15 protein-coding genes are annotated in these 13,851 nt (G+C 36.4%); 1 reads left to right on the top strand and 14 read right to left on the bottom strand.

The annotated features are described in order from the left end of the window. Window positions 1–36: 36 nt before the first annotated feature. The 9 genes from glyS to rpsU form a co-directional block, all read right to left on the bottom strand. On the bottom strand, window positions 37–2,115 hold the full coding sequence (glyS, locus tag AC6UD6_RS02915; RefSeq protein WP_500695608.1) for a glycine--tRNA ligase subunit beta: 2,079 nt from the start codon (window positions 2,113–2,115) through the stop codon (window positions 37–39). Beyond that, complete coding sequence (gene glyQ, locus AC6UD6_RS02910) at window positions 2,116–3,084, bottom strand: glycine--tRNA ligase subunit alpha (protein WP_500693801.1); 969 nt, start codon at window positions 3,082–3,084, stop codon at window positions 2,116–2,118. It lies immediately after the preceding gene. Window positions 3,085–3,364: 280 nt separating this feature from the next. After that, window positions 3,365–4,138, bottom strand: coding sequence for a DNA repair protein RecO (recO, locus tag AC6UD6_RS02905; RefSeq protein ID WP_500693802.1), 774 nt, complete (start codon window positions 4,136–4,138; stop codon window positions 3,365–3,367). An 8-nt stretch (window positions 4,139–4,146) separates the two neighbouring features. After that, window positions 4,147–5,055, bottom strand: coding sequence for a GTPase Era (era, locus tag AC6UD6_RS02900; protein WP_500693803.1), 909 nt, complete (start codon window positions 5,053–5,055; stop codon window positions 4,147–4,149). 10 nt (window positions 5,056–5,065) lie between these two features. Continuing rightward, window positions 5,066–5,461 carry a diacylglycerol kinase family protein gene (locus AC6UD6_RS02895; protein ID WP_500693804.1) on the bottom strand — a complete coding sequence of 132 codons (396 nt, stop codon included), beginning with the start codon at window positions 5,459–5,461 and terminating at the stop codon, window positions 5,066–5,068. After that, window positions 5,445–5,927 (bottom strand): rRNA maturation RNase YbeY, encoded by a 483-nt coding sequence (gene ybeY / locus AC6UD6_RS02890; RefSeq protein ID WP_500693805.1) that lies wholly within the window; start codon window positions 5,925–5,927, stop codon window positions 5,445–5,447. The genes AC6UD6_RS02895 and ybeY overlap by 17 nt, the downstream gene beginning before the upstream one ends. A 2-nt stretch (window positions 5,928–5,929) precedes the next feature. Next, the gene (locus tag AC6UD6_RS02885) at window positions 5,930–6,904 is read right to left on the bottom strand and encodes a PhoH family protein (protein WP_500695607.1); all 975 of its coding nucleotides are present in this window, start codon (window positions 6,902–6,904) and stop codon (window positions 5,930–5,932) included. A 116-nt stretch (window positions 6,905–7,020) separates the two neighbouring features. Beyond that, window positions 7,021–7,464, bottom strand: a complete 444-nt coding sequence (locus AC6UD6_RS02880; RefSeq protein WP_500695606.1) for a GatB/YqeY domain-containing protein — start codon at window positions 7,462–7,464, stop codon at window positions 7,021–7,023. Window positions 7,465–7,518: 54 nt separating this feature from the next. After that, window positions 7,519–7,716, bottom strand: a complete 198-nt coding sequence (gene rpsU, locus AC6UD6_RS02875; protein ID WP_039142968.1) for a 30S ribosomal protein S21 — start codon at window positions 7,714–7,716, stop codon at window positions 7,519–7,521. Window positions 7,717–7,858: 142 nt separating this feature from the next. On the opposite strand from rpsU, the gene AC6UD6_RS02870 reads away from it, so the two are divergent. Beyond that, on the top strand, window positions 7,859–8,677 hold the full coding sequence (locus tag AC6UD6_RS02870; protein ID WP_500693808.1) for a pyruvate, water dikinase regulatory protein: 819 nt from the start codon (window positions 7,859–7,861) through the stop codon (window positions 8,675–8,677). On the opposite strand, the gene AC6UD6_RS02865 is transcribed toward AC6UD6_RS02870, so the two are convergent. From AC6UD6_RS02865 to AC6UD6_RS02845, 5 genes are all read right to left on the bottom strand, one after another. Then, the gene (locus AC6UD6_RS02865; protein ID WP_500695605.1) at window positions 8,658–9,593 is read right to left on the bottom strand and encodes a deoxyribonuclease IV; all 936 of its coding nucleotides are present in this window, start codon (window positions 9,591–9,593) and stop codon (window positions 8,658–8,660) included. The genes AC6UD6_RS02870 and AC6UD6_RS02865 overlap by 20 nt on opposite strands. Continuing rightward, window positions 9,586–10,809 (bottom strand): CDP-glycerol glycerophosphotransferase family protein, encoded by a 1,224-nt coding sequence (locus AC6UD6_RS02860; protein WP_500695604.1) that lies wholly within the window; start codon window positions 10,807–10,809, stop codon window positions 9,586–9,588. The genes AC6UD6_RS02865 and AC6UD6_RS02860 overlap by 8 nt, the downstream gene beginning before the upstream one ends. Before the next feature lie 11 nt (window positions 10,810–10,820). After that, a complete protein-coding gene (locus AC6UD6_RS02855; protein WP_500693811.1) occupies window positions 10,821–11,630 on the bottom strand; it encodes an ABC transporter permease in 810 nt (269 codons plus the stop codon). A gap of 27 nt (window positions 11,631–11,657) precedes the next feature. Further along, entirely contained in the window at window positions 11,658–12,725 is a 1,068-nt protein-coding gene (locus AC6UD6_RS02850) for a CDP-glycerol glycerophosphotransferase family protein (RefSeq protein WP_500695603.1), read from the bottom strand. Between the two features lie 157 nt (window positions 12,726–12,882). Further along, window positions 12,883–13,761 carry a YitT family protein gene (locus AC6UD6_RS02845; RefSeq protein WP_500693813.1) on the bottom strand — a complete coding sequence of 293 codons (879 nt, stop codon included), beginning with the start codon at window positions 13,759–13,761 and terminating at the stop codon, window positions 12,883–12,885. Between the last annotated feature and the right edge of the window lie 90 nt (window positions 13,762–13,851).

Genomic DNA, 13,851 nt, shown 5'->3' with positions numbered 1-13,851 from the left:
ATCCTTTCTCGGAAATCTATTCTAATATTAATTTTTTTATTTAACAATTATTTCGTCGACATCAGCAAAGTGATCAATCATTCTTGCTAAATTAGTCAATTCTGCCAGACGATTATTGCGAACTTTCGTGTCGTCTGCCATTACCATGGTTTTATCAAAATACTCATCAATGAGTGGCTTTAAAGAAGTTAATTCATTAAAAGCTTGGTTAGCATTCAATTCATTAAAGTTTGGGCTGATAAGTTTGATTTTATCATTAAGGACTTTCTCTGAATCATTTTCAAACAACTTTTCATCAACTTTAACACTACCAGCTGGAAAATGACCTTTTTGAGCAATCCGAACCACTCGTGTCAGTGCTTCAATTGATTCTTTAAAATTAGGATCATCTTTATGATCATTTAATGTCATTGCGGTTTCAACGTTAAAGTAAATATCACTGTCAGTTGATCCCACCGCCGCATCAATTAGATCATAGCGAATATCTTTCGACTTGAGTTGTCGTTTAATTCTTTCTTTAATAAACGCAACCACGTCAGAAACAATCTTAGTTTGATCTACTTTTGGTAAGACCGCTTTAGCTTTCTCTTCAGCAATCACTTGATTCATTAATGGCATAAGTGGTACTCGCCACTTTTCACTAACAACAATTCTAACAATTCCAGCTGCCTGCCTTCTTAATGCATACGGATCATTTGAACCACTAGGAATCATATCTGCAGCAAAGAAGGTCATCACACTGTCAAGTTTATCTGCCACTGACAAAACAGCACCTACTTTAGTTTTGGGAAGTTCCCCGTCGGATGAAATGGGAAGATAATGTTCACGAATTGCAGTAGCAACTTCCGGATCTTCACCCGCAAGCAATGCGTATTTTTCACCCATTACTCCTTGTAATTCAGCAAACTCTCCAACCATCCCGGTAACTAAATCAAATTTATAAATTTCTGAGGCACGTTGTAAGTGTTTTAATTGAGTTTCATCTAATCCAACATTTTTCCCAATTATCTGGGAAATAACTTGAACGCGCTGCATCTTATCGTATTCAGAAGAAATCTTATCGTGAAAGCTAACTGTTTTGAGCTTATTAACATAATCGTCAATTGATTGCTGTTGATCCTCATTATAGAAGAAATCAGCATCATCAAGTCTAGCAGTCAAAACTTTCTCGTTTCCGGCAACTACGTTATCAAGATGATTCTCATCACCATTTCTAACGGAGACAAAATAAGGTAAAAGATTACCATCCTGATCTTCAACGTAGAAGAATCGTTGGTGGTTTCTCATTGAAGTAATCAATACTTCACGTGGAATTTTTAAGAAACGGTCGTCAAATTTTCCAGCAAAACTAGTTGGCCATTCCACTAAATTATTAACCTCTTCAAGAAGATCATTATCAATATTGACCTTCCAATTGTTCTTTTTCGCAATTGCTTCAATCTGTTTACGAATTAAATCTTTTCGCTTGTTAGCATCGGCAATCACGTGTTGGCTGGTTAAAGCTTCTTCATAATCATCGGCATTTTTTAACTCGACGTCTTTTCCAAGAAAGCGGTGTCCCCAGGTGGTCCGTCCAGAATGAACATCAACAATCTGCATTGGGATCACTTCATCGTCCAGTAAAGCCACAATCCATTTAATGGGGCGAATAAATTCAAACTTGTTGGTTCCCCACTTCATTAACGTTGGAAAAGTCATTGATTTTACAACATCATTAAGACCACTTAATACTTCTTGAACTGGTTTTCCCGCTACGTGTTTTTCAACAAAAGCATACTTAGTTCCCTTAACATCCTTAAAGACGATATCATCAGGCGTTAATCCTTGTCCTTTAGTAAAACCAATTGCCGCCTTACTCCAATTGCCATCTTTGTCCTTTGCAATCTTTTCGGCCGGACCTCGAACCTCTTTATCAACATCTGGTTGTTTGTTAACTAAGCCAGTAATTTGAATTGCCAGTCTTCTAGGAGTAGAGAACTTTTTAATTTGGTCATAAGAAATTCTTTGATCTTTTAAATACTGAGCCGCTTTTTCTGCCAATTGATTAACACTTGGCGTCACGACATGAGCGGGCATTTCTTCTAATCCAATCTCCAACAAAAATGTCTTAGCCATCTACTTATCCCCCTTGCCATCATGATGCTTTTTGTTTTTCTTCTTACTATTTTTTGAATCATCTTTTAAAAGCTCTTGTCGTTTTTGCTCATCCTTAATAAGTGGAAAACCACGCTTTTTACGCTCAGCAACAAATGCTTTGGCGATCGCGTGTGCCATTTTTCGAATTCGTGAAAGGTAACCAGCACGTTCAGTGACAGATACGGCTCCTCTTGCATCTAGTAGGTTAAAAGTATGACTACATTTCAAAATATAATCATAGGCTGGATGAACTAAGCCAAGTGATATTAATCGTTTAGCCTCTTTTTCGTAAGCATCAAACATTTGGTGCAACATTTTTTGGTCTGATTCTTCAAAACTATACTTAGAATGCTCATATTCGGGTTCTTTAAAAATATCACCGTACTTAACTCCGTTACCCCATTCCAGGTCAAAAACATTGTTGACGTCTTGAATGTACGAAGAAAGCCGTTCCAATCCATAGGTGATTTCAACCGCAACTGGATCCATAGTTAATCCACCGACAACCTGAAAATAAGTAAACTGAGTTACTTCCATGCCATCGAGCCATACTTCCCATCCAACACCGGCACATCCCATTGATGGATTTTCCCAGTTATCCTCAACAAACCGAATATCATGTTCAAGTGGATTAATTCCTAGTTGTTCAAGCGAATTAATGTACAATTCTTGGATGTTGTCCGGAGATGGCTTCATTAATACCTGAAACTGATGATGCTGATAAAGCCGATTAGGATTTTCTCCATACCTACCATCAGCTGGACGTCTTGATGGTTCAACGTAACAAACATTCCATGGCTCTGGTCCAATCGCACGCAAAAAAGTGTACGGACTCATTGTTCCCGCACCTTTCTCAGTATCATATGATTGCATCCGCATGCAACCAAGCGAACTCCAATATGACTCTAGAGTACTGATAATATCTTGGACTGATAGTTTTTCTGTCATTAACTTCTCCTCCTAATCAATAAGCAAATAAAAAAACCTATGCAAAAGTACAATGACTTTCACATAGGGACGATTTATTCGCGGTTCCACCCTACTTCTGAACTTAATCAGCAACTCGAGATTAAATGGCTCCGAAAGTGCCAATTTATACCCACATTAACCATTTCCCACTAACATGGTTTCACTGAAATGTGATAAGCATAAAACTTCCTTCATCAACACCAATTATTTAACTACTATAATTATAAAATTATCACACAAAACAGTCAACGGTTAACCATCAATTAAGGTTGATTTTCCAATTGTTCATCTGATCTAAAAATTTTTTACTCTTTAAATTTAGTCCAACAGAACTATCGTAAATTTTATCAATCACACTGCGAATTTTCTTTTTAGTTTTGCTATTAACCTGAATGTTACCGATTTTTTTCAGGTCAATCGCAGAAAACAAGCGAAGATAGTAAATTGTTTTTTGGTCGAGATGCATTCGATGAGGATCAAGATGAAAATGATCCTCACAAATAATTCCTCCATACTCTTCTGAATAATCAAACTTTTTATTGGTTTGATGACAAATAACACAGGATTTAAATTCAGGTGCTACCCCAAAAGCAGGAAGAAGTTGAATCTCAATGATATTGGTAATTACTTCAGCATCAAAACCACTGTTAATCATATTTAAAGCATAGTATAAACGATTAAACCAATCGTTTATCTTAACTCCCTCAGGAAATGCCGCATCCACTAACGTCATAATGTAAGTAGCATATGCATCTAAATAAATATCATTTGCAATCTGTTCAAAATGCTTAACCTCATTACCACTACTAATGTACGACAATCCTTCTGATTTGAGCGTGCCCTCGTACGTACCAAAGCTAAATGGCAAAATATCACCTGCCATTTTAAAGTTCGCTTTATTGGCTCCTCTAATAAAAAACATTTTGAGCCCAGCTTCTGCCGTCAAAAATTTCACCAACATATCGTGCTCGCGATAGTTCTTACGATACAATAAAATTCCATGAAAAGTTTGACTCCTTGGATTTACTGACAAAATATCACCTAGTAACTATCTTTTCGGTATCCTAATTGTCTTAAAGCTGATTCTTTTTCACGCCAACTTGGTTGAATTTTTACCCACAATTCAAGATAAACTTTGCTTCCAAGTAGAGTTTCAATCTCTTTTCTGGCCAATGTCCCAATCTTTTTCAGCATTCCACCATTCTTCCCAATCAAGATCCCGCGTTGGCCCTTTCGTTCAACAATAATATTAGCGTCAATATGAACGTTTCCATTATCTTGGGTCTTCATTTTTTCAACTTCAACTGCAACAGAATGTGGAATTTCTTGCCTCGTTAGTTCTAAAACTTTTTCGCGAATTAATTCGGAAACGATGAAACGTTCGGGATGATCGGTAATTTCATCGTCAGGATAATACTGCGGTCCTTCTGGCAACTTAGAAACCAAAGTAGTCAGTAATTCATCAACATTGTTCCCTTGAAGAGCAGAAATAGGAAACACATCAGCCCATTTATAAGCTCGTTTGTACGTGTCCATGATTGGTAATAAACTGTTCGGATTGACTTCATCAATCTTATTGATAACTAAGTAAACCGGACAATCCACTTTTTTTAATTGATCGATGATGTAATTATCACCAGCACCACGAGTTTCAGTAGCACTAACCATAAAAAGGACTGCATCGACCTCCTTTAAAGAAGAGAGAGCAGCGTCGTCCATATAATCATCCAACTTGTTTTTTGGTTTATGAATTCCGGGAGTATCAATGAAAACAATTTGTGCATCATCAGTGGTATAAATTCCCTGAATTTTGTTACGAGTGGTTTGTGCCTTGTCAGACATAATCGCAACCTTTTGCCCAATCACTCGATTTAAAAAGGTTGATTTCCCAACATTTGGACGTCCTACAATTGCTACAAATCCTGACTTATACTGTGCCTTTTCTGCCATATTTTCCCCTTTAGCTCATTAAATCAATAATTTTTGGAACGAAAACAATTAAACCTACAATGATCGCAAAAATTGCCGTTAAAACAACGCCACCAGCCGCAACGTCTTTAATTACCTTAACTCGTTCGTCGTAATGATGGTCCGCCATAAAATCCATGATCCTCTCAACAACGGTGTTAAGAATCTCACCGACAAGAACTAAAATAATTGCGGTAAACAGCCACATAAATTGTTCCAAACTAATTTTCAAAAGAAAACCAATTATTAGGGTAATAATGGCACTAGTTATATCAAACTTAAAGTTTCGTTCATGAACAAAAACCCATTTAATGCCATCAAACGCATGTCCAAAAGCCTGAAATATATTTTTATTTTTCCCAGTCTGTTTATTATTTTGTGAGTCCATAAGAGTCCATAATCTTTCTTTGAAGTGGGAACATGATGGCTTCATCCTCAGGCTTCATATGGTCATAACCATTTAGATGCAAAAATCCATGTACAACTAAAAAACCAAGTTCTCGATCATTTGAATGATTTAAAAAATCAGCCTGTTCAGCAACTTTATCAACACACACAAAAATATCCCCAATATTTTCAGGAATATCTTTTTTCATTTCATCATTCATGATTACGGGAAAATCATCATCACTCTGATCTTCAATCGCAAAACTAATCACATCAGTGGCCCGATCTACACCACGGTAGTCCCGGTTAATTTCCTTGATGCGATCATTGTTGACCAAAGTAACCGACATTTCGGTATTATTTTTTAAATCAATATACTTAGCGGCATAATTTAGAATATCTCTAATCAAATCAATTTTTTTGGGGTCGACCCCATCCTTAGTTTGATCATATATTTCCAGATCCATATCTATTCCCCATTATCATTTTTTTCGTAGGCATTAATGATTTTAGCCACAACTGGATGTCTAACTACATCATCAGCACTAAAGTTTACAAAATTAATATCATCAATATTTCTCAGGATTTTAGGAGCGGTGACTAATCCACTCCGGATTCTTCCGTTTAAATCAATTTGAGAAATATCACCATTAACAATCATTTTAGAACCAAAACCCAACCGGGTTAGAAACATTTTCATCTGAGCATTAGTAGTGTTTTGAGCTTCGTCTAAAATAACAAAAGAATTATCGAGGGTCCGACCACGCATATAAGCTAATGGCGCAATTTCGATAACGCCACGATCCATTAGCCTTTCAGTGTGATCAGATCCAAGGGTCGAATTCAGTGCATCGTACAGTGGTCGTAAATATGGATCAACTTTTTCTTTTAGGTCGCCAGGTAAAAAGCCTAAACTCTCACCCGCTTCAACAGCTGGTCTGGTTAAGACAATCTTATCAACGTCACCCTTTTTTAAAGCGGCAACTGCCATTACAACTGCTAGATAAGTCTTTCCCGTCCCAGCAGGTCCGATTCCAAAGGTAACATCATTATGCTTGATGGACTGAACGTACTGACGCTGCCCAAAATTCTTAACTCGAACCGGCTTCCCCTTATTATCCTTTAAAAGGACTTGATTATATAATTCTGGGAGAAAACCTAGAGTTCCTTTCTCAGCCATCTTCATTGCCGAAACAAAATCACTACCATTCAAAGTGATCCCAGAATGAACAAGTTCAATCATTCCATTTAAAATATCAATGGTATTTTGAACCGCTTTCTGAGTGTCACCTTCAACCGTAATCTTACCACCAGAATGGCGAATAGAAGTTTCCATCCCCTGTTCTAGAATATCTAAAAAGGCATCTTGAGCTCCAAATAAAGCTGATTCATCATTTGGATTCTTTAACGTTAATTCTTTTTTAAATTCAAAATTATCTGTCAATCAAACAGGTTCCTTTCATATCAACTCAACTTTTACTTAAAATACTAGCATATAATTTGCCACTTACAAAGTAAAAGAACAAAAAGAACCCATTGACCATTCAATGAGTTCCCTTCTTAACTAAGCGCTTTATTAACAAGTTTATTAACAGTGTTGCCATCGGCTTGTCCTTTAACTTTACCCATGACAGCACCCATTACTTTGCCAAAATCGCTCTTGTTTGCCGCACCAAGTTGCTTAACCGTTTCGTTAACAATTTTTTCAAGATCAGCTTCTGACATTTGCTTTGGGGCATAATTTTCAAGAATCTTTAGCTCATCTTCTTGCTCCTTCACCAAATCATCCCTGCCACCATCTTTAAACTCAGCAATCGAATCTTTGTGTTGTTTAACTTCTCGATTAACAACAGCCGCTTCTTCACTATCAGAAAGATCATGACCTAATTTAATCTTTTCATTCATTAAGTTCGACTTAAGCATTCTGACAATTGTCAGCTTAGTCTTATCATGATTCTTCATTGCATCTTTTAGATCATTATTTAATTCATTTGATAAAGTCATATTGGACCTCTTTTCGTCAATATAAAAAACGCTCCTAATCAGGGGCGTTTAATATTAGAAGCTGCGACGCTTCTTTTTCTTATTGTTACGTTTACGAGCTGCTTCTGATTTTAATTTACGTTTTACGCTAGGTTTTTCGTAAAATTCACGTTTACGGAATTCCTGAAGGGTACCGCTTTTTGAAACCGTGCGCTTAAAGCGTCGAAGAGCATCATCAAGAGATTCGTTTTTACGAACGACAGTTTTTGACATGATAAAATCCCTCCCTCCGAGCTTAAATGATACCGTCTGTAATCCTTAACGGTCAATATTAATTATACATTATGGCACGGAGCCCGTCAACGAGTCTGAACAAGAAATATGATAAAATGTTAACAAAGTAGGAGGTAATATTATGGCAACTAATTTTAATGCATTTATCATTTCTGATTCAAGTGGTGCCACGGCAACTTCGATCGCCCGAACCGCTGCTTCTCAATTTCCAGAAGCAAACGCTAATTTTAAACGATACCCATTTACTCAAACGCAATCCATGCTCGATGGAATACTCAAACTTGCTAAAAAACAGGACGCCATCATTTTTCACACTTTAGTTGATCCGGGCCTGAGTAAAATGGTATCTCAATTTGCACTAGAAAATAACCTGTATAGTTTTGACTGCATTCAAAAACCCATTCAAATCATTTCTAAAAAACTCCATGAATCGGCTGCAGAAGTACCTGGCCTAGTTCACAACTTAAATGAAGACTACTTCAAACGGATCTCAGCAATCGAATTTGCGGTAGCTAATGATGACGGAAAACGACCTAATGACCTCAAAAAAGCTGATATCGTTCTTTTAGGAATATCAAGAACATCTAAAACGCCATTATCGCTATACCTTGCCAATCAAAACTTCTTGGTAGCAAACGTCCCAATCGGTCCTACCATCCAATTACCAGAAGAGGTTTATCAGATCGACCACAATAAAATATTTGGTTTAACCAATTCAGTTACCAATCTAAAAAAGATTCGGCAGGAAAGAATGATTGCTTATGGGTTAGACCCAAACACTCCATACTCGGACTCAAATCAAATAAAAAAAGAGCTTGACTATGCCAAGCAACTTTATCGAAAACTAAATTGTCTTCAAATTAACGTGTATAACAAGTCAATTGAAGAAACGGCCACCATCATAACTCAAAGTCTTAATATTAACGAACAAGATCATTAATCTTTTTAGCTTGATAATCTTCTTTAATATCCTCAATCATATCAGAATTAAACTTTTGTTCTTTTAACATTTTAATTTCATATTGATGAGGATCAATTTTAACATCTCCAATCTTAACAACCGGCGTCTCTAAAATCTTAGGAACTTGATCAAACTTGGGATACCGGGCTACATAATTTAAAGCATCAAATCCAATGGTCCCGAAACCAATGTTAGTATGACGGTCTTTATGGGATCCCATTGGATTTTTAGAATCGTTTAAATGAATCACTTTGATTCGATTAATACCAATAACTTGATCGAACTCTTCCATAACCCCATCAAAATCATTTTTAATGTCATAACCAGCGTCGCTAGTATGACAGGTATCAAAGGTAACCGATAACTTATCATTCAAATTAACACCGTCAATAATCTCAGCAAGTTGTTCAAAAGTCGACCCGATTTCAGTCCCTTTTCCTGCCATTGTTTCAAGTGCAATTTGAATCTTTTGTTCTGGGGTGATTACTTCATTTAACCCTTTAATGATCTGCTTAATTCCCGCTTCAACGCCAGCACCAATATGTGCACCGGGATGCAAAACAATTTGATCAGCTCCCATTGCTTCAGATCGATCAATCTCTTGTTTAAGAAAATCAACCGCAAAGTGGAAACTTTGTGGCTTTTTTGTGTTACCTAAGTTAATGATGTAAGGTGCATGAACTACCACCTCACGTAAATCATGATCAGCCATGTAGTCGTGTGCTTGATCAATTTTAAGATTTGCAATCGGGGTCCTTTTTGAGCTCTGAGGAGCACCAGTGTATAACATAAAGACATTCTCACCATCGCGTTCGGCTTCTTTTGCGGATCCTAACATCATCTCTGGCTTTTTCATTGCAACATGTGAACCAATCAAAAATTCATCATTACTCATGTTTATCCCCCATTACTTTAACAACTTGATTAGAAGCATCTCCATGCTCCCAACTACAAAACTTACCATAAAATTTCTTCATTTTCTGATGATACCCAGCAAACTTACCATTTTCATTAAAATTAGACAACTCTTCATAAAAAGAATTTTGATTTTGAACAATTGGACCAGGAGCATCGCTTAGAAAATCAAAATAAAATCCACGTAGTTCATCCTTATAATGCTTTAAGTCGTAAGTATAAAACAACATTGGCCGTTTTAGATTGGCATAATCAAACATTACTGAAGAATAGTCAGTAATGAGTAAATCTGAAATTAAGTATAACTCATTAATATCACGATCAGCTTCAATGTAAACTCGCTTTTCATACCCAGAAATATCAATTTGGTCCTTGACTAAGTAATGCGGACGAATAATTAAAACAGTGTCACTAGATACATACTTAAAGAAACCCTTTAAAGAAAACGGTAACTCAAAGTTATAACTGCCCTTCTTTTGATAATCATCATCACGCCAAGTTGGTGCATACAAAATAACTTTAGAAGTCGAGTCACCAATAATTTTTTCTTTTAATTTTTTAATCTCACCTGAAGTATTTTTATGATATAAGACATCGTTTCTGGGATAACCAATTCGTAACGGAATATTTCTAAAATCAAAGGCGTGATCAAAGATTCGTTCTGAATACTGATTAGGCATAATTAAATAGTCCCACCGCTTGGCTTCTTTGACAAAATCATCATGGTATTGATTAGTGGAAATACCTGGAATCGCAACGTGTTTGATATCAATTCCTAATTTTTTTAACGGGGTTCCATGCCATGTTTGGATATAGGTGGTCCGCTTATTCTTTTTCCACCACTTCGGAAATCGGGAATTAAAAACCCAAAAGTCTGCCCTAGCAATGTGCCAAACCCACCTTGGAAAAAAACGCCGTAAAATCTTTATGTTGGGATACTTTTCGTGTAATTGTTTGTATTTGGAAGCTTTGACACCAAAATAGGCTTTTTTAGCATCATGAGGATGTTGCTTCACCCACGCAAGGTAAATGGCGGCTGGATTATCGTTTATATCCCTACCATTAAAACTTTCAAACATTACTTCATTTTTTTTAGTTGGTAAACAAATAAACCCATCGTTTAAAACGATGAGCCCAGTGCGAATAGTCAACTTAATCCCATTAATTAACTTGTTTTTAATTTGTTTTCCATTCATGTTATTTTTACCTATACTAAATCAACAAAATGCGATCTAAATTTAAAGTGAAGATGAGATCCAATTAAAAAGAAAAATAACGTCATCAACCAAAAAATCACGGTTAACAGTGGCTTCTCCCAAAACCAGCTACTCGATAACATTGAATCCCTGAATCCTTGAACAATGTAAAAAAACGGATTCAACTCCAAAATTCTGATTAAAAATGGCGGAAATGATGCAGACGATTCAAAGTTAAATAGAACTCCTGAGATGTAGAACAGCATTCTCATAAACGATTGCAACATGACATGATAATCTCGTACCAAGACGGTAATGGTCGAATTAAAAATGCCAAAAGCAATTAACCAAGCAATCATGGCAATAAAGTAATAAATCCACTGGAACCAGAACAAACTCGGTCGAACTCCATAAAGATAACCAATTACAATTGAAAACGCCAACATTGTCCAAAAAGAACTCAAGTTACTGACTAACTTAATCGAAGGTAAAATGCTAATTGGAAACTTCATCTTTGAAACTAACCCAGCTCGTTGATAAATACTCTTAGAGGCGTCTAGTGTAACTCGGTTCATAAAAAACCAAGGAGTAATCCCAATGACCATCCATGGGAGATAACTGCCGTTGTGTCCGGTACTACCCTTTAACCCAACACCAAAGACTAACCAGTAAATTGCAATTTGAATCAGCGGATAAAGATACTCCCAGACTAAGCCCAAATAATGACTTTGATACGTAGCCTTATCTTCATACTTTGAAATTCGAAAAATAATGCCCAAATTTTCAAATTGTTCCTTAAGTAAGGCCCAAACTTCCTTCAAGCTCAGCACTCTCCCTTTTCTGTTTATCTAATTATTTTGTAAAACATACTTTTTAATAACCCGTTCGGTTGCATACCCATCATTATAAGTGTTCCAGTGTTTATTAAAATTAGTAAAATCAATTTTTTGATTATCCACAATGGCTTTATTCAACTGATCAACCTTAGTGATTGGTTTAGATGGTAACCACTGTAAGAAATCCTTTTGAATTCCTGGGTCTTTTTCGTATTGTTCTAAATCAAACATAAAGAAAATCATTGATCGTGCTTGTGGCAATAAACTAAAATCAAAGGCAACTGAAGAATAGTCCGTTACAAGTGTGTCACAAACTGAAAGTAAATCAGACGTTGAAAGTTGATTATAAAAACGAATATTTCCGTTTGAAAACTTTCTAATACGTGCTTCCTGATCCCTGAGTAAGGGATGAAGTTTAACCACTGTAATCGCATTTGGATCGGCGGTCAATGCTTCGCCAATACTTTTTGGAGGTTCAAACTCTAAGCCATCCCGATATGTTGGAGCATACAAAATGACCCTTTTACCCTTTAATTCTGGAGCAACCTGATAAACACGATGTCTGGCAACTCTTCTCCAGCGTTCCTTAAACAATCGATCCGAACGTGGATAGCCTAAATATTTCATTTTACTAGGAACTTCATGATAACTGCGTTCAAAGATCTTTCCCATCGCTTTTGAAGCTACCACAAAGTCATCAAAATGATTGTATACACTTTGAAATCTAAGTCTATCGAAAAACGATCTTTTCTTGGTCGTGGGATCTTCCCATCCAAAACATTTAATGGCACCATCAGCATGCCACAATTGAACAATTCTCATCTTACTCTTTGGTCGTACTAAACCAGCCAAAAATGGGAAGTAATTATCACAGAACAAAACTCGAGCTGACATTAATTGAGGAACGGTAAATAACGCAAATTTAGCGTTTTCATTAAAGGGAATCGTCTTGATTCCAAATGCACTCAAATCAGTTGCTGCAGCTTCAATTTCGGGTTCGTATAATACGACTAATTCTTGTCCAATGGGCGTGTTAGTGGCAATCTGTTTAATCAACCTAAGGTTATTATCGAAACTCATAACATAATATATATTTTTCTTTGGTCGAAAATAAAAAATTGCAGAAACTATTTTAATTAACCATGTATACATGACTTTCACTTAAACCACCATTTTCAATAATTACAATGAGACATTATATCATAAAGAAAAAACCGGGACACTCTAACTTAATAAGCTATTTTCGCTTCTTTTCATAGAAATTCCCTAGTACCTTATCAACATCCACAACCACTCCAAATGAATCTGGATCAGATTCATTTAAAGCCGCTTCAAATTCGGTCATTTCATATCGTGAAATTGAGGTGAACAAAACCGACTTTTTTTTATGGTTATAGGCTCCCTCAGCATTATGAATAATCGTAATACCTCTCCTAAGGTGATTTTGAATACTATCAACCACCGTCTTAGGACGATCAGTAACTACCATTACTTGCACGATTTGTTGCCTTGTATATGCCAGATCCATCGCTTTCGCGTTAACTAGGACTCCAATTGCTGAATAAAAGGCATAGGGCCAACCATAAAAGAATCCCGCTGATAAGATGATAAAAGTATTGAATATCAGATTAATTGTCCCAATTGATTTACCGGTTTTACGTTGGATAACAATTCCTAAGATATCTAACCCACCAGTAGAAATCCCATTTTTAAGCGACAGACCCACTCCAAATCCGTTAATGGCACCACCAAAGATAGCACAAATCAATGGATCCGTTGTCAGAGTCAGTGGCCGTAATATTTTGATCATAACACTGGCAACCACAACGGAAACGAACGTAAACATGGTAAACTGATGACCAATTTGTTTCCAAGACAAAATAAACATTGGAATGTTCAGTAAGAAAAGTCCCAAAGCAGCTGAAATTGTAAATGGAAAATACCGTTCTGTAAGAGTATCCAATAGCTGTGCAAAACCGGTAACTCCTGAAGAATAAATGTGTCCGGGAGTCCAAAAGAAATTCATCGCAATTGAAACCATGATTCCGTACACGAAGGCGGTCGAGAACTTAGATATGTACTGATGTCGCTTTAAAATTTTCTGTACGTCGTCCATTTAAGTAACCCCTGATCATTTAGAAATTCATAACTAGTATACCATTCCAAAATTTAAAAAAAATAAAAAGTTGTGGGGTTACCACAACTT

The sequence above is a fragment of the Fructilactobacillus sp. X8R2C1 genome, from assembly GCF_059900955.1.
This window is presented reverse-complemented; position numbering and strand designations above follow the sequence as displayed.